The organism is Paenibacillus sinopodophylli, from assembly GCF_005930355.1.
Taxonomy (GTDB): Bacteria; Bacillota; Bacilli; order Paenibacillales; family Paenibacillaceae; genus Pristimantibacillus; species Pristimantibacillus sinopodophylli.
This window is the reverse complement of record NZ_VDBO01000002.1, coordinates 449,101-466,925: the sequence shown is the minus strand read 5'-3', so window position 1 is coordinate 466,925 and position 17,825 is coordinate 449,101. Positions and strand designations below refer to the sequence as shown.

Sequence of the window (17,825 nt, the reverse complement as noted above, 5' to 3'; positions counted from 1 at the left end):
GGATGGCGATATCATATCCTTCCCTATATTTAAAGAGGGTCGGCTATAGCCGACCCGTTAGAATATACAGCTTCCATGCATAAACAGCTAATATCGTCTTAGCATCACTAATTCGGCCCTCTTGAATATAAGCCTCGGCTTGCTCAAGCGTGATGGCCTCAACCTTTAGATCCTCATCCTCATCGGGATTTTGCACACCCTGTTCCACCTTATCGGTGAAATAAATATATAATTTCTCATCGGCAAAGCCAGGGGAGGTATAGAATGCGCTGAGCAGCTTTAAATCATCAGAACGGTAGCCTGTCTCCTCCTCTAACTCGCGTGCTGCTGCAGTTATCGGATCTTCACCCAAGTCAAGCTTACCTGCTGGTATTTCAACCTGAAACTTTTCAAGAGGCTTGCGGAATTGCTCTACGACTAGCAGCTTTCCATCCAATAGTGCCATAACCGCTGCTGCACCAGGATGCTTGACGATTTCTCTTGTTGCCGTTCTGCCGTCAGCCAGTGTAACCGTATCCACCTGCAGCGTTATCATTTTACCTTCAAATATAGGCTCGGTACTAATCGTTTCTTCACGCCAAAGCAAATTCGGTTGTTGCTCTTCCAAGTGTAATCTCTCCCTTAACTATGGTTGGTTACTGTGCATAACTTGTCCTGTCGCTGCATAACTATCATTATATCAAATGGTCAGGGGCGATTAATATGAAACAATACATTGCATTGAATCATTTACGTTTAGTAGGCAAAGGTTGGGAAATTCGGCATCAACTGCGTAAGCTATCGGCATCTACACTGTCACGGACACCAATGTCCGAATATACAAACGTGATTAGCGTACGGAGAATGCCATTGGAGAAAACAAATTAATTCCGGGTTGAATAGGGTAGACAAAAACCCTCCATCCGCATGTATCAGCCTATGCTGAGCTGCAGGGTTGAAGGGCTTCTGTCATGCTCGTCATTATCATGCGACTGTATATTTGCTATGAATGACATTCTTTGCTTTTTTCGCAGCTGGAATGATTTATCGTGCTTCGGATGCTTGCTTAATAATTTCAACAACAAGCTCCGTCGTTTTCACTAGATCCTCGACCTTGATTTGCTCCTTGGTCGTATGGATATGCTCATAGCCCACGGCCAGATTAACAGTTGGAATTCCTAAGCCGTTAAATATATTAGCATCGCTGCCTCCACCAGAATGAAAGGTACGCGGTGTGCAGCCGATAGCAATAATCGCTTTTTTGGCTAGTTGAACGACAGCATCCTCATCATCATGTTGATACGCCGGATAAATAATTTCACTCGCAAGCTCACCTCGAGCTCCGAACTCTTCCGCTGCACTTTCAACTGCCTTGCGCATTGCTTCAATCTGATTGTCCAGCTTGTGCTGAACGAGGCTTCGCGCTTCAGCGTCAAGCTTCACGAAATCACAGACGATATTCGTAGCGCCGCCGCCTTCGAATCGGCCAATGTTGGCTGTCGTTTCATCATCTATGCGGCCAAGCGGCATTCTAGCAATCGCCTTTGAAGCGACTTGAATCGCACTAATGCCATCCTCTGGGTTCACGCCGGCATGTGCCGAGCGACCATACATTTTGATCGTCACTCTTGCTTGTGTTGGCGCCCCAACCGCGATATCGCCAATCGCACCGTTTGAATCAAGCGCATAGCCGAACTTCGCCTCCAGCTTCGATGCATCCATCGCACGGGCACCAAGCAATCCGGATTCCTCGCCAACTGTAATCACGAATTGAATGCGTCCATGTGGAAGCGCCTGCTCCTGAACGACTCGTACCGCTTCGAATATTGCGGCGATTCCCGCTTTGTCATCTGCTCCTAGTATCGTTGTGCCATCGCTGCGTATGTAGCCATCCTCATCAAGCTGTGGCTTTATGCCAGTACCCGGTGTAACGGTATCCATATGGCAGGTGAATAGAATCGTTGGCGCTTTTGAAGCAGCTCCTTCCGCTTCCCAGATCACAAACATATTGCCAGCACCGTGACCCGTTTTGTCCGCAGCGTCATCCTCGCTCACCCGCAAGCCAAGCGCTTCAAACTTTTGTTTGAGCACGCGGCTTATTTCTTGCTCGTGCTTCGTTTCACTATCTACCTGAACCAATTCCATAAATTCTTTCACTAATCGATCTTTTGCAATCATTAACGTTTCCTCCGTCCATAACTTTCGTATACAATAGAGTATATGACAAGCTCATTCGACCAATGAAGCTTATAAAGAAAGGGGTTTTCACATGCGCAGACAACGCATCGTTCGAATCGTTGCCATCCTAGTCGTAACCGCGCTTCTTTTATCCACCTTAGTTGCCGGACTTGGCTCTTTATTCCTCTACTAGAATAGGTTCACACTTAAATTCTTCGATGAAATGGGGAAGCAGCTGCTTGGCAGCTTCCTCAACCGACATCTCTAAGCCTGTTAGATCATTGAAGGAGGTTACTCCGAATTGCTGTATTCCGCAAGGAACAATACCACTAAAGCCTTCTTCAGCAATACCTGACTTTATATTAAGCGCAAAGCCATGACTCGTTATAAAGCCCCGCTGATGCCGTGCTCGATTGAATTTCACACCGATTGCAGCAATTTTGGAATGGCCAACCCATACCCCTGTATATTCCGACTTTCTTCCCGCTTCTATACCGTACTCCTTAAGCCAATTTATAATGACTTGCTCTAGGCTCCGTAAATAACCATGTAGATTCAGGCCCTCTGCATCCAAATAAAGAAGAGGATAACCGACTAGCTGGCCTGGCCCATGGTACGTAATATCGCCTCCGCGGTCAATCTGAAACAAAGTAATTCCACGTTCCTTGAGCTGCTCCTCATCAAGGAGCAGATGCTCTGGATGCTTGTCAGAGCCCATCGTATACGTAGGTGGATGCTGAAGAAGGAGCAACGACTGATCGCGCTCCCCCTGATCTATTTGCTTTACGTATGCTTTCTGCAGCTCCCACGCCTGTGCGTAATCGAGCATACCTATATATTGGGCATCCAGCCGTCTTAAGCCGTTTGCGTTAACCGCTTCAGCCATGATGGTGTTCCCCTTTTCTAATACAATTTGCTTTCTAGATTGAAGCTCTCCAGGTTATCCTTTACGCGCTGCAAGAAACGTCCGCATATGACACCATCAAGAATACGGTGATCTAGCGATAGGCATAAATTTGCCATAGAACGTACAGCGATCATATCATTGATAACGACTGGCCGCTTCACAATGGATTCGAACGTAAGAATAGCAGCCTGTGGATAGTTAATGATCGGATAAGACAATATCGAGCCGAATGAACCCGTATTGTTGATCGTGAACGTACCACCCTGCATATCGGACAAGGTCAGTTTGCCTTCTCTCGTCTTACGAGCAAGCTCCTCGATTTCTTTAGCCAAGCCCGCCACATTTTTGTGATCGGCGTTTTTGATGACTGGCGTGTGTACCGAATCCTCCGTACCAACGGCAAGCGCAATGTTAATATCGCGTTTGACAATAATTTTATCGACAGCCCACATCGAGTTCATAATGGGCACGTCTTTAATGGCATTGACGACAGCCTTCATGAGAAAGGCTAAATAAGTGAGATTTATGCCTTCGCGTTTCATAAAGTCATCCTTGAGTTTATTTCTCAACAGCACAAGGTTGGTGACATCCACTTCAATCATCGTCCATGCATGTGGAATTTCGGTAACGCTTTGTCTCATATTGCGTGCAATCGTGTTTCTAATCGGCGTAACATCGATAAAGCTGTCGCCCCGTCCCGAATTGGACGAGCTTTCAACTTCGATTTTGGGAAACCTAGGCGTCTCTGTCAAATGCATGCCGGAAGAACGCACCTGCGCAGCTGCATCAACAGTCCGAGGAGCAACTGCCCCTGGATGGCCACTTACGGCTTGATTAGCTTTCCCAGCACCTGAAGCTACATAGGCGAGAACATCCTTACGTGTAATTCGACCGCCTAGACCTGTTCCTTGTACATCAGTCAAGCGGATAGCATGCTCTGCTGCCAGCTGTTGCACCGCAGGCGAGAAGCGATTGCGCATTGGCGCATCTTCCACCTGGTTTGAGCTTGCGGACGAATCGGCTGTTTTCTCAGGTGGCGCCGTCTCTCCATGTGTTGCGGCACTCCCAGCACCTTCTGCAGATCCTTCTGTTTCAATGATGCAGATAGGTGTACCTACTGGAACAGTCTCACCGTTCCCGACCAATATTCGCACAAACTTCCCTGCTACAGTGGATGGCAGTTCTGCACTTACTTTATCTGTTATAATCTCACAGACAGGCTCGTAAATATCTACCCAATCCCCAGGCTGCTTCAGCCATTTATCAATGGTAGCCGAAACGAGCGATTCCGCTAATTGTGGCACGACGATTTCCGTCATAGTTTTCATCATTCACATCTCCCTACTGGCCCGTGCGTCAACGGCTTCCGCCGTCCTTCGGCGGCGCAGCACACGTTTCGCGGTGACAATCAAGCTTTGGATTGAAACAGCTCAACTTCTCACTTTTTTTAATAAAGAGCTAGCTGTCGCATCGCTTCTTTGACCTTTTCTTTGTTAAGCAGAAAAAACTTCTCGCCGGGTGGGTTTATCGGCATAGCCGGAACATCTGGTCCGCAAAGCCGCATTATTGGTGCATCCAGCTCATACAGTAATTCCTCTGCAATAATCGCAGATACTTCGGCACCGACTCCGCCTGTTTTGTTATCCTCATGGATAATAAGTACTTTGCCCGTTTTCCGAACCGCTTCGAGAATTCCCTCTTTATCTAATGGCTGGAGCGTCCGCAAATCTAGAATATGGGCACTTATGCCCTCGTTAGCAAGCTCAGCCGCTGCTTGTTCTATAAAGTGTAGTGGCATGCTGTAGCTAATTACGGTGATGTCGTCGCCTTCGCGAAGAACGTTCGCTTTCCCAATTGGGACGATATACTCCTCATCAGGAACGTCACCCAAAATCAGTTTATAGCATTTTTTATTTTCAAAGAAAATAACAGGATCGGGATCGCGTACCGCCGCTTTCAGCAAGCCTTTTGCATCGTAAGCCCGATAAGGTGCGACGATCTTAATTCCCGGCGTTCCGAAGAATACTGATTCCGGACATTGTGAATGATACAAGCCGCCGAAGATGCCGCCGCCGATTGGTGCCCGTATAACAATTGGACAAGTCCAATCATTATTGGAACGATATCGGATTTTGGCCGCTTCGCTAATAATTTGGTTTGTGGCAGGGAACATGAAATCAGAATACTGCATCTCTGCAATCGGCTTCATCCCGTACATAGCAGCACCAATCGCAACGCCAGCAATGGCTGATTCCGCTAGAGGTGTATCAAGAACACGCTGCTCGCCGAACTGCTCCTGCAATCCCTTCGTCGTCGTAAATACGCCGCCTTTGAGACCTACGTCCTCTCCGAGCACGAACACATCCTCATCGCGTTCCATTTCTTCCTTCATTGCTTGCCGGATAGCGTCAATATACTCTATTACTGGCATTATTGCTTGCCTCCTTGCTCAGCATCATCTGCATACACATGCAGCAATGTAGATTCAGGCGTCGGGAATGGCGCGTTGTCGCCATACGCCGTAGCCTCATCGAGCAGCTTGCGAATCTGAGCTTGAAGTTCCGCCTCCTGCTCCTCGTTCCAAATACCGCTATCAATCAAATATTGCTTATATTTTGGAATGCCGTCCTTCGCACGATTCAGGTCAACCTCTTCCTTGGTTCGATAAGCAAGGTCATTATCCGAGGTTGAATGCGGTGAAATGCGGTACATCAGTGCTTCTATCAGCGTCGGACCTTCACCCGCAATGGCTCTCTCACGCGCTTCTTTCACGACACGGAAAACCTCTAGAGCATCGTTGCCGTCGACTTGAAGCCCTGGGAATCCGTAGCCGAGCGCACGGTCAGCAACCTTACCGGACAATTGCTTATGAATCGGTACTGAGATGGCATATTGGTTGTTCTCACACATGAATATAACAGGAAGCTTATGAACGCCGGCAAAGTTGCAGCCTTCATGGAAATCTCCCTGATTGCTGGAGCCTTCACCGAATGTGACGAAGGTAACGAGCTCTTTTTTCTTCATTTTTGCAGCCAGCGCTATGCCTACAGCATGCGGAACTTGTGTCGTTACTGGACTTGAGCCCGTAACAATTCGCAGCTTCTTCGAGCCGAAATGGCCCGGCATTTGGCGCCCGCCGCTATTAGGGTCCTCCGCCTTCGCAAACACAGATAACAATAAATCGCGCAGCGTCATTCCGACAGCCAACACGAAGCCATAGTCACGATAATATGGCAAGTAATAATCAGTTTCCCGGTCTAGCGCAAAAGCTGCGGCTACTTGAGCTACCTCCTGGCCAACACCCGAAACGTGAAAATTAATTTTGCCGGCACGCTGCAGCAGCAGCATACGCTCATCGAACTTGCGAGCAGTCACCATCGTAGCATACATATCAATAGCCTGTTCATCGCTAAGTCCTAATTCCGAATGACGAACATTTTGCCCAGTAGAAGCAGATTGGGTCATAAGGTGTTCCTCCTTTGTTTAAGCACTATTATAACCTGGTACTAAGACTTGATCATATATATTATAACTCGATTTGATTCAAAAAGAAAACAGTCTTGATTAGAACGAAATCGCTTTACCATCAACAGCAAGCATCGCTTCTCCAAGCGCCTCAGCAAGTGTCGGATGCGGGTGAATCATTTGACCGACTTCCCAAGGCGTTGCATTAAGTACGCTGGCAAGAGCAGCTTCGGAAATGAGTTCCGTCGCATGAGCTCCGATCATATGTACACCGAGGATGTCGTTTGTTTTCCGATCGGCTATTACTTTAACGAAGCCGTCCTTCTCTCCGAGTACAAGCGCCTTGGCAATGGCCTGAAACGGGATTTTCCCAGTCTGGATATCATGGCCCTTTGAACGAGCGCCGTCCTCCGTTAAACCGTACGAGGCTATCTCAGGGCGCGAGTAAATGCATCGAGGAATGAGATAGGCTTCTGCCGCATCCGGCTTCATACCGCCGATATGCTCAGCTGCGGCAATTCCCTCGTGCGCAGCAGCATGTGCAAGCTGTACGCCGCCTATCACATCGCCAATGGCATAAATATGCGGTTCACTCGTCTGACCGTAGCTATTCACTTCGATCACGCCGTTTACTGTGCGAATGTCTGTATTCTCAAGACCGATGCCTTCAATATTCGCTTGGCGTCCGACAGATACCAGCAGCTTCTCTGCAGTGAGCAGAACATCGCCGTCCGGGGTTGCTGCTACAATAGAAACCTCGTCATTATCAGCCTTGAATTGCTCCGTTTGAATTTGAACACCTGTCAAAATACGTACGCCGCGCTTGCCCAGCAATTTTGTGAGCTCTGCTGATACCTCAGTATCCTCGCCTGGCAGCAAGCGTGAACCCGCTTCAACAAGCGTCACTTGTACGCCGAAATCTTGAAGCATCGAAGCCCATTCCACGCCGATAACGCCGCCGCCAACAATAATAATAGAGCCAGGCAGCTTGTCCATCAGAAGCGCTTCATCACTGCTCATTATGTACTTTCCGTCAGGCACTAAGCCAGGCAACACACGTGGCCTTGATCCTGTTGCGATAATGAGATTAGTGGATACGACCGACTCCATCTCTCCATCTGGCAGCTCAACAGCTAGCGAACCGCTTCGTGGTGAGAATATAGAAGGGCCGATCACTCTTCCTTTGCCTTGTATGATTTGAATCCCATTTTTTTTCATTAAGCTCTGCACACCGCGGTATAGTTGATCCACCGTTTGCGTCTTGCGTGACTGCACCTGGTCGAAAGCCAGCGATACTGCCCCGTCCGCTACTTGAATCCCATATGCACTTGCTTCTAGCAAGGTCGAATACACCTCTGCACTTCGCAGCAGTGATTTGCTAGGAATACAGCCTTTATGTAAACACGTACCGCCAAGCTTATCCATTTCTATAATTGCTACCGATTTTCCTAATTGCGCAGCTCGAATCGCTGCCGTATATCCACCAGGTCCGCCCCCGAGCACAGCCACATCTACCTGAATCGCCATCTAATCAATCCCTCCATCATTACATGACACTTATGAGGATATACCTCTGCCTATTCTTTAGAGGCATGTCCATTCGCATTGTATCATGTCATTCATTCCTATTGTACCTGTTTTTACAGCCTCTAGCATCGTTGCTTTACGAAATAGACACACTGCTTCGAAAAAGGTATGATATTGCTAACTGTATATTTTGACCGACAAGGAGATCCTCACTTTATGAAATTAGTTACCGCCCGTTTTATTGCGATTCTTTTGCTGGTTATTCCCGGTCTGCTTGCTTGCTTTGGTTTTTTGAAAATGAAAGATGCTTTGTTTCTTTACTTCTCCCAATTCGGCGATTCCACCGTCACGCCAGATTTTGAATGGCTGAAATTTCTTCTTGGCTTTATTATGTTCATTGCCGGTGCAGGCTTCATCGCAGGCTGGACCTTTTTCCGAGACCGCAAGCGCAATTACGTTGCTCCTCGTTTCAAGGAAAAACGTCCTCGCCCGCCAAAACCGCAAAATTAGCTATATTCGCTTTAGCAGGAAACGTTCAACCGCTATGATCGGGATCTAGTCCCTTTTCTATGGCGGTTTTTTGTTATAGCGGCCTATGCTTATTGCGCTATTTCATCGTATTCAAGCATCCGCATATACGCTTTGGGCACCATGTAGGAGGCCGCGAGCTCCGTCTTATCCGACATCAGAAACATGCGAACAAGCGAGCTGCTTGTTTGCATGTAATGCGTATACGGTGACAAATAGATCGTATCTGCCATTGTCGTATTGCGTATATATTGCTCCAGTTGAAGCTCGTACTCTAAATCTGTAGCATTGCGAATGCCCCGTATGACAACATTGATATCATGCTCGTTAATATAATCAGCAACAATTCCTTCGAAAGGTATAATCTTCAGCTTTGCATCCTGTGGAATGGATAACGCAACAAGCTCCGTCCGCTGATCAATGTTAAAATGATGTTTTTTGGAGCGATTGTTCGCAACAATAATATGCACCTCTTTGAACAGTTGAAATGCGCGCTCGATAACGGATACATGCCCTAGCGTAATCGGATCGAAGCTTCCCGCATATACAGCTCTCATCTTTCTTCCTCCATTCTGTACGTTTACACTGCGATGACGATCGTTAAATAAAATTACAATAGTGAACATTTCATTTTATGATGTCCAAATACTAACGCCTTACAATTGGACTATATCAAAAAGAAGAGGTGCTGCTATGAAAATCGTATTCGACGTAACGGTAGACGGAAAAGTAAAGGAAACCATCCAGCCTCAAACACAGCGTTTGAAAGAAATCCATAGCTTTATCAAAGCAGAATCACACGGACTAATCAAGAAATATGGCAGAAACGTTTATATAAACCGAAGAGTTGTGTATAACTGAGGCATCTCGTGAGGGCCTTTTTTTTATTTTCCAAACGAAAAACCGAGACAATAGCTGCCTCGGCTTCATTTATGGATATATTTATAACACGAATTCGTAAAATAAACCCCTTACCGATGCCTCCTCTTACACTTAGCTCACCTTATGCTCAATCCGCAGCTTATCAGCCACCATCGCAATAAACTCCGAATTTGTCGGCTTCGACTTGCTAATATTGATCGTGTAACCGAATAAGTGGCTGATGCTGTCGATGTTGCCGCGTGTCCAAGCGACTTCAATCGCATGACGGATCGCTCGCTCAACGCGGGAAGGTGTTGTTTTGAATTTCTCAGCAATGGCGGGATACAGCGTTTTCGTGATTGCGCCAAGAATTTCGATATTGTTGTACACCATCGTTATCGCTTCGCGCAAGTACTGATATCCTTTAATATGAGCCGGGACTCCGATTTCATGAATAATGCTTGTAATGTTAGCATCGAGGTTTTTTCCTTTTGCAATTGGAACCACATTCGATTTCAACGAGGAAGAGCTTGTCGTGAAGCTTCCTGTTGAGGAGTATGTCGGGTTACCAACAAGTTGACGAATCCGATTCGCCAATATATCCATATCAAATGGCTTTAGAATATAATAGGAAGCGCCTAGCTGTACCGCCTTCTGAGTAATGTTTTCTTGGCCGAAAGCAGTCAGCATAATGATCTTTGGCATTGGTGATAAATTCATTTCTTTCAAGCGTTCAAGCACGCCTAGTCCGTCTAAGTGAGGCATAATAATATCAAGGATAAGTACATCGGGAATATTTCTTGTTTCCTCCAAATGTCTTAGAACCTCTTCCCCGTTGTACGCGACTCCACTCACACTCATATCACTTTGTTCGGATATGTATTCCGATAACAAGTTAGTAAATTCTCTGTTGTCGTCTGCTAATAATACTTCGATCTTATGCAAGTTGTGGTCCTCCTCTAAATGATATTGATGATTACGCTCACTAGTTGTCTGCTTAAAGTTTTCGACATGTGGAGTTGAATTCCTTCTGTCGAAAATTATTTTTCTTTATTTTTTTGCGGCATTTCGATATAATGAAAATTTTGTTACATGTAACGATTTGTTTCGTTATGGTTCGACAAAATCCATCGTTTCTCTCCGAAGTGACGCGCTTTTGAACTGTAGTCGGTGGAACAAAAAAACGTCTGCCTTAGCTCCAAGTTCAGCTAAAACAGACGTCTCTCTAAAAGATATAAAGCTTATGCCGCTTCGCCAATATAGCCATTTGCTGATTTCAAAAGCACGCCTGCATCCTGAAGCATCCATTCAATAAAGCAGCCGTATCCCGAAGAAGGATCGTTCACGAACACATGGGTAACCGCACCCACTAGCTTGCCATCTTGAATAATTGGACTCCCAGACATACCTTGAACAATGCCACCTGTTTTACTCAACAGCCGTTTATCTGTAATCTTAATCACCATACCTTTTGTTGCAGGCCCAGATTGCTTCGATACATGAGCAATTTCAATATCAAAGCGTTCAACCTTCTGTCCATTTACAACAGTCAAAATTTGTGCCGGTCCTTCCTTGACATCCTCAGCAAATGAGACAGGAATGGCTTTCTCACTGTAGCTATGCGTAGGCACTTCATTCATTTTTCCGAAAATGCCAAAGGGGGTATTCCGTTCAACATTCCCCAATATTTTACTTTCCTTCACGAAATGCGCTCTTTTTTCTCCCGGCTCTCCATTTTGGCTTTTGTTAATAGACGTAACGCTGGACTGTAAAATCTGTCCTTCGCCCACATCAATCGGAGTTTGAGTATCCATATCTGTAATGACATGACCGAGCGCTCCATAAACTCCCTGATCAGGGGCGTAGAAAGTTAGTGTGCCCACTCCAGCAGCAGAATCACGGATATATAGGCCTAATCGCCATGCTTTGTCCTCAGCATCATATACAGGGTTTAATAACGTATTCTTCATTTCACCATCGCGTTTGTACGTTACCTCAAGCGGTTTCTTCTCGCTTCCAGCCCTCTCGCTTAGCACTGCCACTCGTTGCACTTGATTGATGCTTGTTCCGTTAATCTTTACAATCAAATCGCCTAGACGAAGTCCTGCAGCTTCTCCCGGTGACTGCTTCATGCCACCTTCACCTGACACTTGATGATGACCAACGACCAGTATGCCGGAGGATTTAACTTTAACGCCGATGGTTTGGCCCCCAGGAATCACTCTCAAATCTGGTACGACATTAACTTTAACTGTCTTGAATGGAATTTTACCAAATAATTTCACTTTCATTTTGGTTTGACCGCTTTGACTCGATTGAAGGGACAGTGGTTCATTCAAATTTACGGATAAAGAATGACTGATAGATCCGTTAATCTGAAGCATCTGTGGGTCGACCGTTACTTCTGCATGAACGGGCACTCCGTATTGTAATCGTTTCAGTTGCCCGGAGAATAAACGAAGTTCATTCGGGATTGCGGCAAAATGTTGAAACGGAGTGGAGCTTCCGATCACGCAAATGAAGAAAACGAGAACTAGGCCAAACCATCGCTTCCTTTGACTGGAGTTCAATGATTTCACGCTCCCTGTAATTCCATCGCATGACGAAATAGGTTAAGTCGCCAATGGCGTACCTTTAAGTTACCCTCACCCGCATGTTTTATGTCCGCAAAAACATTCCCTAATTGGCTTCCATTACGCCCCCTTCTGTCTAACCGCCAAATCAAGCATTTCTTGTGCATGATGCCTTGTTTTTTCCGTAACCTCTACACCGCCAAGCATGCGTGCAAGCTCATCAATACGCACTTTCTCCAGCAGCTCCATAACGGAAGTTGATGTACGTGCTCCGATAACCTGTTTGCGAATTTCATAATGGTGGTCAGCCATGCATGCGACTTGAGGCAAATGCGTAATGGAGAACACTTGACACTTGAGAGCAAGCTGCGACATCTTCTCTGCAATGGCCTGGGCAGCGCGTCCGCTTACGCCCGTATCTACCTCATCAAATATTAATACCGGCACCTGATCGATCTCAGCGAATATGCTCTTCAGCGCCAGCATGATCCTTGACATTTCTCCGCCTGAGGCAATCTTGCTAAGCTGCTTAAGCGGTTCCCCCGGATTCGTGGAGAGCATAAAGATAGCCTCGTCCATTCCGTTCGCATGCAGACGAATCTGCTTTGTCTCACCAGTGCCAGTAACGGTTGTATCGATTTGTACACAGAACTTGGCAGACGGCATCTGAAGCTGTCCCAGTTCATTCTCGATAGCCTCAGACAGCTTCGCAGCAGCGTGCTCACGAAGCTGCGATAGCTCCTGAGCAAGTACCAAAGCTTGATCATAGAGCTTGGTTTCTTCCAGCTTAAGCGCCTCAAGCAACTGGTCACGATTTTCGATTTTGTCACGATCAATAATGGTACGTTCAAGATAAGCCAGAATATCAGGTATCGTTTCCCCGTATTTCCGCTTTAATCCATTGATCAAATCCAAGCGGTCTTCTACCTGTGACAGCAAGTTCGGATCTGATTCAATACCATCTCTGTAATCGCGAAGCTGGAATGCAGCATCCTCAGCTTGATAGAACGCAGACTGCAGCTGTTCAAGAAGTGGATTCAATTTCGCTGGATCATACGTTTGAATATCAATCAGCTTGGCAACCGCTTTGCTGACCATATCCAATCCTTTGCCGCCGTACAGCAAATCGTAAGCATCGGAGACAGCATCCATTCTTTTCCCCGCATACATTAACTTGCGTCTTTGCTCCGTAAGTAATTCATCTTCCGCAGGCTTTAGCTTCGCTGCCGTAATTTCTTCGATTTGAAAACGGTACAAATCCAGCATTTGCACATTATGTCTCGTTGAGTTCTCCAGTTCGCGAAGTGATGCCCTTGCTTGTTGCAATGCACTGAATATAATCCGATAATTTTGTTTACGTTCAATTAATAGATCTCCTGCGAATAAGTCCAGCCACTCCAAATGCTGCTCCGAGCGCAACAGCGACTGATGCTCATGCTGACCATGTATATTAACGAGATATTCTCCAATTTCTCTCAGCATCGTCATCGTAACAAGCTGGCCGTTCACCCGACTGCTGCTCTTCCCATGTGCTGACAGTTCGCGCCTAATGACAAGCATCTCTTCATGAGCAGCATGTACACCAAGTCTGTGAAGCACATCCCATACGGGATGATTGCTTGAAAGATCAAACATCGCTTCCATCTCTGCCTTATCACAACCGTAACGCACCATGTCTGCGGAGCCTCTACCGCCGACCAGTAAGCTAAGCGCATCAATTAAGATTGATTTACCTGCTCCTGTTTCTCCTGTCAACACATGAAAGCCATGATGAAAAGTAACGTTTACTTCTTCGATTACCGCTAAATTCCGAATAGACAACTCACGCAGCATGGTTATTTCCTCCTCAGTTCAATAGCTCCAGTATTCGTTCAACAACTTCCCCGCTCTGCGCCTTCGTCCGACAAATCATCAATATCGTATCGTCACCGCAAATCGTACCCATTACTTCAGACCATTCCATGTTATCAACCAACGCACAAATTGTATTGGCTGTACCAGGCAAGCATTTCATCACGACAAGATTATCTGTAAAGTCAATATGTACGAAATGGTCAAGTAAAGCACGTTTTAGCTTATGTATCGGATTCTGCTTCTGAAGCTCTTGTGGAATTGAATACTTGTACTTGCCTTCACCCGCCGGAACCTTGATCAGCATCAGCTCTTTCATATCCCGAGACACCGTAGCTTGTGTGACCTGCATACCCGATTCGCGAAGGGCTTCCACAAGCTCCTCCTGCGTCTCGATTGTACGCTTCGTTACAATTTCTTTAATTCGAAATTGGCGAATCCCTTTCATAAAAAAACCTCCGTCCATTATTATTCTGCGATGTGAAACGTAACTTTCCGAATGAGTTTTTCTTTAGCATCGACGAACAATACACCTTCACATTCGGGTAGAAGGAGTGCATAGACGAGCAAGCGATCTCTAACTCCGCTTGGACTCCAATCAATTGGCATCCTCTCGCGAGCAGTCTTCACGACATAGCTGCAATTATCTTTCACTGCGATGTAATCAATATATATCCGACTTCCCTTTCCAAGTGGAACGTTATTCACTTTGATGGGGATCGGAATCAAATGTTTCCCTGAACTTACCTCATAGCCGGCTTGCTCGAGCAATATAATATTCTCATCATCTGCAGCAAGTACACCGCCCTTACCCAACTTCAACCGATTAACGCTCGCGGGCTCATGGAGCCAGCGGTGAAACATTCGGAATAGCCAGAAAATAAACAAGCATCCTGCTGCCAGCATAATCATCCAATCGCCATACGGTTCCACTCGCATCCTCCGTTCGCTAAAGGCTTGTCTCCTTTATTCGTTCGTCATGATGGGGGAATATTCCTGTATTCTTCTTGCACCGAACGTTTGTTTGCTTTTCTACAGTTTAGCAAAAATAGTCCTCTGCTGTAAAGTAAAAAAGATGCCGACAGCTGAAGTGCTGCTCGACACCTTTCCGATTCTATTTCATTTCACTTATTTGCTCGCAGTGAAAGTTTCATTTGCTTGCTTGACTAGCGCAGCTAGTGCTTCATCATTCGAAAACTCAGCATGAGGCTCATTCGTCCATTTCCAGTAGGCAAGAAATTCGATATTGCCCTCTCCGCCAGTAATAGGTGAGAATGTTATATCCTGCAATGAATAACCGAGCTCTGAGGCAGTCGTTAGCACCGTACGTAATACATCTCTGTGTACGCCTGAATCACGAACAACTCCTGACTTGCCTACTTTCTCGCGGCCAGCTTCGAATTGCGGCTTAATGAGCGCAACAATGCCTGAGCCAATCGATAATAAAGTAGATAATGCTGGTAAAATATGCTTCAAGGATATAAACGATACATCGATCGTTGCAAATGTTGGCTGCGGACCGATTAAATCGGCTGGCTGTGTATATCTGAAATTAGTACGCTCCATGACATTTACGCGTTCATCCTGCCTTAGTGAATAGTCCAATTGATTGTAGCCTACATCAATCGCATACACGTAGGATGCACCATTTTGCAGCGCACAATCCGTGAACCCTCCTGTAGAAGCACCGATATCAAGCATGACACGATCTTGAAGGTCAATGTCGAAAGCCTTAATCGCTTTCTCAAGCTTAAGGCCGCCGCGGCTCACATAAGGATGCAGCGCACCTTTTACTTTGATATCTGCTGCACGAGGGACTTTCATGCCACTCTTGTCGACAGGCTCATCATTGACTAGTACAAGTCCAGCCATCAATGCAGCTTTTGCTTTTTCTCTGCTCTCATAGAAGCCTCGTTCAACCAAGAGCACATCTATACGTTCTTTTGCTGTTATTGTCATCTGTCTCCCTCGAAGCTACTGCTTACCAGTAACTCGCTTCATACGCCGTGGCTGCATAGCTCTTACATCATTAGCGACTCGTTCTGCCGTTAATCCGATTTCTTTTCTTTGCTCAATGATTGAACCATGCTCGACAAACACATCAGGTATACCGATAATCCGAATGGACAACCCGTATATGCCTTTTAGCGAAAAGAATTCAAGAACCGAGCTGCCGAAACCGCCAAGCTCCGCATTCTCTTCCAGCACGATCATATGTCTGCTTTCAGCCGCCAAGCCGAGTAGCATTTGCTCATCCAAAGGCTTGATGAATCGAGCATTCACAATTTGAACATTGATACCATCACGCTTCAATAGCTCAGCAGCTTCCTCAGCTACTTGAAGCATTGGGCCGATGGCTAATATTACGCTCGAATCGCCTTCACGAACCGTCTCCCACTTTCCAATTGGCAATGCCTGAGGATTCGGGTCCATCTCCACGCCAAGGCCAGCAATTCTTGGATAACGCACAGCGATTGGTCCGTCATCATAATCAACAGCAGTTTTCAGCATCTGTCTAAGCTCATTCTCATCCTTAGGCATCATAATGACCAAATTAGGAATATGCCGCAAATACGAAATATCGTAAACGCCATGATGCGTCTCACCGTCAGGTCCGACAAATCCGGCACGGTCTATTGCAAAGATAACGTTAAGATTCTGCCTACAAATATCGTGCACGACTTGGTCGTATGCACGCTGTAAGAAGGTGGAATAAACGGCGTATACCGGTTTCATCCCTTCAAGAGCTAGTGCAGCGCACATGGTCGCAGCATGCTGCTCCGCAATACCAACATCAATCATCCGTTTCGGGAATTTGGCTGCAAACGGCAGTAATCCCGATCCGCCGGGCATCGCTGGTGTAACGGCGACGATCCTCTCGTCCTTCTCAGCCAGCTCAATGAGCATTTGACCGAATACGTCCGTATATACTGGCGGCCCAACTGCTTTGACAACCTGGCCTGATTCGATCTTGTATGGCGTTATGCCATGCCACTTGAAAGAATCGGCTTCTGCTGGAGAGTAGCCTTTCCCTTTCACCGTCAATACATGAACAAGCACCGGCCCAGGCATGGAATCGGCTTGCTTCATAATATCAAGTAATTGTTCAAGATCATGCCCATCAACGGGTCCAAGATACGTAAACCCAAACTGCTCAAACAAAATACCACTTACCAGCAAATATTTCAGGCTGTCCTTGAATCTCTCAGCCGTCTTGGCAAGCTTACCACCTATTGCTGGAATTTTGTTTAGCAGCTGCTGCAACTCGTCTTTGGCTTTATGATAATGTCGATCTGTCCGAATCTTGCCCAAATAATGATGCAATGCCCCTACATTGGGTGCAATAGACATTTCATTATCGTTCAAAATAACGATCAGGTCTTTCTTCTCATGACCGATATGGTTAAGCGCCTCTAAAGCCATTCCGCCTGTAAGCGCGCCATCGCCGATGACGGCTACAACACGGTTCGTTTCGCCCTTCAAATCACGCGCAAGCGCCATACCCATTGCTGCAGACAAAGAAGTGCTGCTATGGCCGGCTTCCCATACGTCATGTTCACTTTCGGCACGTTTGACGAATCCGCACAAGCCTTTATATTTTCTTAATGTATCAAATCGATCCATGCGGCCAGTTAAAATTTTGTGAACGTATGATTGATGGCCGACATCATAAATAAATTTATCTTCAGGACTATTAAACAAATAATGCATGGCTAGGGTCAGTTCTACGACTCCCAAGTTCGGAGCAAGATGACCACCCGTAACGGAAAGCTTCTCAATCAGGAACTGACGGATTTCAGCGGCCAGTTGCTCTAGTTGAGCGGTAGTCAAAGCTTTCAAATCTTGAGGTCCGTTAATCTGGTCAAGCAGCACGTTACTTTCCTCGCTTTCGCGGACAGCTAATCATAGCCATCCCATGGACATCTACATTTTACCTATTATAGCACACTGCGATT

Annotated in this window: 19 protein-coding genes; 4 read left to right on the top strand and 15 right to left on the bottom strand. The window is 46.3% G+C overall.

What is annotated here, in order from left to right:
- Window positions 1-43: 43 nt before the first annotated feature.
- Window positions 44-607, bottom strand: a complete 564-nt coding sequence (locus FGT79_RS14100; protein WP_281285945.1) for an NUDIX hydrolase — start codon at window positions 605-607, stop codon at window positions 44-46.
- Window positions 608-702: 95 nt separating this feature from the next.
- On the opposite strand from FGT79_RS14100, the gene mciZ reads away from it, so the two are divergent.
- Window positions 703-867 (top strand): Z-ring formation inhibitor MciZ, encoded by a 165-nt coding sequence (gene mciZ / locus FGT79_RS14095; RefSeq protein WP_138753431.1) that lies wholly within the window; start codon window positions 703-705, stop codon window positions 865-867.
- A gap of 156 nt (window positions 868-1,023) precedes the next feature.
- Here the strand turns inward: mciZ and FGT79_RS14090 are convergent, their stop codons facing one another.
- Window positions 1,024-2,157 carry a M20/M25/M40 family metallo-hydrolase gene (locus tag FGT79_RS14090; protein WP_138753430.1) on the bottom strand — a complete coding sequence of 378 codons (1,134 nt, stop codon included), beginning with the start codon at window positions 2,155-2,157 and terminating at the stop codon, window positions 1,024-1,026.
- Between the two features lie 91 nt (window positions 2,158-2,248).
- On the opposite strand from FGT79_RS14090, the gene prli42 reads away from it, so the two are divergent.
- On the top strand, window positions 2,249-2,350 hold the full coding sequence (gene prli42, locus FGT79_RS31180) for a stressosome-associated protein Prli42 (protein WP_171056236.1): 102 nt from the start codon (window positions 2,249-2,251) through the stop codon (window positions 2,348-2,350).
- On the opposite strand, the gene lipB is transcribed toward prli42, so the two are convergent.
- The 5 genes from lipB to lpdA all read right to left on the bottom strand — a co-directional run bounded on the left by lipB (window position 2,336) and on the right by lpdA (window position 8,056).
- A complete protein-coding gene (gene lipB, locus FGT79_RS14085) occupies window positions 2,336-3,043 on the bottom strand; it encodes a lipoyl(octanoyl) transferase LipB (protein WP_138753429.1) in 708 nt (235 codons plus the stop codon). The two genes, prli42 and lipB, sit on opposite strands and share 15 nt — an antisense overlap.
- 17 nt (window positions 3,044-3,060) lie before the next feature.
- The gene (locus FGT79_RS14080) at window positions 3,061-4,392 is read right to left on the bottom strand and encodes a dihydrolipoamide acetyltransferase family protein (RefSeq protein WP_138753640.1); all 1,332 of its coding nucleotides are present in this window, start codon (window positions 4,390-4,392) and stop codon (window positions 3,061-3,063) included.
- A gap of 119 nt (window positions 4,393-4,511) precedes the next feature.
- Window positions 4,512-5,495 carry an alpha-ketoacid dehydrogenase subunit beta gene (locus FGT79_RS14075; protein WP_138753428.1) on the bottom strand — a complete coding sequence of 328 codons (984 nt, stop codon included), beginning with the start codon at window positions 5,493-5,495 and terminating at the stop codon, window positions 4,512-4,514.
- Window positions 5,495-6,529 carry a thiamine pyrophosphate-dependent dehydrogenase E1 component subunit alpha gene (locus tag FGT79_RS14070; protein ID WP_138753427.1) on the bottom strand — a complete coding sequence of 345 codons (1,035 nt, stop codon included), beginning with the start codon at window positions 6,527-6,529 and terminating at the stop codon, window positions 5,495-5,497. Before FGT79_RS14070 ends, FGT79_RS14075 begins: the two co-directional genes overlap by 1 nt.
- A gap of 99 nt (window positions 6,530-6,628) precedes the next feature.
- Window positions 6,629-8,056, bottom strand: coding sequence for a dihydrolipoyl dehydrogenase (lpdA, locus tag FGT79_RS14065; RefSeq protein WP_138753426.1), 1,428 nt, complete (start codon window positions 8,054-8,056; stop codon window positions 6,629-6,631).
- A 216-nt stretch (window positions 8,057-8,272) separates the two neighbouring features.
- Between lpdA and FGT79_RS14060 the strand changes: the two genes are divergently transcribed.
- On the top strand, window positions 8,273-8,566 hold the full coding sequence (locus FGT79_RS14060) for a DUF2627 domain-containing protein (protein WP_138753425.1): 294 nt from the start codon (window positions 8,273-8,275) through the stop codon (window positions 8,564-8,566).
- Window positions 8,567-8,655: 89 nt separating this feature from the next.
- On the opposite strand, the gene coaD is transcribed toward FGT79_RS14060, so the two are convergent.
- Window positions 8,656-9,141, bottom strand: coding sequence for a pantetheine-phosphate adenylyltransferase (coaD, locus tag FGT79_RS14055; protein ID WP_138753424.1), 486 nt, complete (start codon window positions 9,139-9,141; stop codon window positions 8,656-8,658).
- A gap of 136 nt (window positions 9,142-9,277) precedes the next feature.
- Here coaD and FGT79_RS14050 point away from each other — a divergent pair, with 136 nt between their 5' ends.
- The gene (locus FGT79_RS14050; protein ID WP_138753423.1) at window positions 9,278-9,445 is read left to right on the top strand and encodes a mechanosensitive ion channel protein MscL; all 168 of its coding nucleotides are present in this window, start codon (window positions 9,278-9,280) and stop codon (window positions 9,443-9,445) included.
- 132 nt (window positions 9,446-9,577) lie between these two features.
- Here the strand turns inward: FGT79_RS14050 and spo0A are convergent, their stop codons facing one another.
- The 7 genes from spo0A to dxs form a co-directional block, all read right to left on the bottom strand.
- Entirely contained in the window at window positions 9,578-10,390 is an 813-nt protein-coding gene (gene spo0A, locus FGT79_RS14045) for a sporulation transcription factor Spo0A (protein ID WP_138753422.1), read from the bottom strand.
- A gap of 296 nt (window positions 10,391-10,686) precedes the next feature.
- Window positions 10,687-12,015, bottom strand: coding sequence for a SpoIVB peptidase (gene spoIVB / locus FGT79_RS14040; RefSeq protein ID WP_171056235.1), 1,329 nt, complete (start codon window positions 12,013-12,015; stop codon window positions 10,687-10,689).
- A 123-nt stretch (window positions 12,016-12,138) separates the two neighbouring features.
- Complete coding sequence (gene recN, locus FGT79_RS14035) at window positions 12,139-13,851, bottom strand: DNA repair protein RecN (protein ID WP_138753420.1); 1,713 nt, start codon at window positions 13,849-13,851, stop codon at window positions 12,139-12,141.
- A 13-nt stretch (window positions 13,852-13,864) separates the two neighbouring features.
- Window positions 13,865-14,317, bottom strand: coding sequence for a transcriptional regulator AhrC/ArgR (gene ahrC / locus FGT79_RS14030; protein ID WP_138753419.1), 453 nt, complete (start codon window positions 14,315-14,317; stop codon window positions 13,865-13,867).
- Between the two features lie 20 nt (window positions 14,318-14,337).
- The gene (locus tag FGT79_RS14025; protein WP_246096428.1) at window positions 14,338-14,808 is read right to left on the bottom strand and encodes a hypothetical protein; all 471 of its coding nucleotides are present in this window, start codon (window positions 14,806-14,808) and stop codon (window positions 14,338-14,340) included.
- A gap of 189 nt (window positions 14,809-14,997) precedes the next feature.
- The gene (locus FGT79_RS14020) at window positions 14,998-15,828 is read right to left on the bottom strand and encodes a TlyA family RNA methyltransferase (RefSeq protein ID WP_138753417.1); all 831 of its coding nucleotides are present in this window, start codon (window positions 15,826-15,828) and stop codon (window positions 14,998-15,000) included.
- A 15-nt stretch (window positions 15,829-15,843) separates the two neighbouring features.
- The gene (gene dxs / locus FGT79_RS14015) at window positions 15,844-17,742 is read right to left on the bottom strand and encodes a 1-deoxy-D-xylulose-5-phosphate synthase (RefSeq protein WP_138753416.1); all 1,899 of its coding nucleotides are present in this window, start codon (window positions 17,740-17,742) and stop codon (window positions 15,844-15,846) included.
- Window positions 17,743-17,825 lie beyond the last annotated feature (83 nt).

Bases quoted from the DNA above. Each gene is read 5' to 3' on its own strand.
- mciZ (WP_138753431.1), top strand. From the start codon at position 703: ATGAAACAATACATTGCATTGAATCATTTACGTTTAGTAGGCAAAGGT.
- FGT79_RS14090 (WP_138753430.1), bottom strand. From the start codon at position 2,157: ATGATTGCAAAAGATCGATTAGTGAAAGAATTTATGGAATTGGTTCAG.
- prli42 (WP_171056236.1), top strand. From the start codon at position 2,249: ATGCGCAGACAACGCATCGTTCGAATCGTTGCCATCCTAGTCGTAACC.
- lipB (WP_138753429.1), bottom strand. From the start codon at position 3,043: ATGGCTGAAGCGGTTAACGCAAACGGCTTAAGACGGCTGGATGCCCAA.
- FGT79_RS14080 (WP_138753640.1), bottom strand. From the start codon at position 4,392: ATGAAAACTATGACGGAAATCGTCGTGCCACAATTAGCGGAATCGCTC.
- FGT79_RS14075 (WP_138753428.1), bottom strand. From the start codon at position 5,495: ATGCCAGTAATAGAGTATATTGACGCTATCCGGCAAGCAATGAAGGAA.
- FGT79_RS14070 (WP_138753427.1), bottom strand. From the start codon at position 6,529: ATGACCCAATCTGCTTCTACTGGGCAAAATGTTCGTCATTCGGAATTA.
- lpdA (WP_138753426.1), bottom strand. From the start codon at position 8,056: ATGGCGATTCAGGTAGATGTGGCTGTGCTCGGGGGCGGACCTGGTGGA.
- FGT79_RS14060 (WP_138753425.1), top strand. From the start codon at position 8,273: ATGAAATTAGTTACCGCCCGTTTTATTGCGATTCTTTTGCTGGTTATT.
- coaD (WP_138753424.1), bottom strand. From the start codon at position 9,141: ATGAGAGCTGTATATGCGGGAAGCTTCGATCCGATTACGCTAGGGCAT.
- FGT79_RS14050 (WP_138753423.1), top strand. From the start codon at position 9,278: ATGAAAATCGTATTCGACGTAACGGTAGACGGAAAAGTAAAGGAAACC.
- recN (WP_138753420.1), bottom strand. From the start codon at position 13,851: ATGCTGCGTGAGTTGTCTATTCGGAATTTAGCGGTAATCGAAGAAGTA.
- ahrC (WP_138753419.1), bottom strand. From the start codon at position 14,317: ATGAAAGGGATTCGCCAATTTCGAATTAAAGAAATTGTAACGAAGCGT.
- FGT79_RS14025 (WP_246096428.1), bottom strand. From the start codon at position 14,808: ATGCGAGTGGAACCGTATGGCGATTGGATGATTATGCTGGCAGCAGGA.
- FGT79_RS14020 (WP_138753417.1), bottom strand. From the start codon at position 15,828: ATGACAATAACAGCAAAAGAACGTATAGATGTGCTCTTGGTTGAACGA.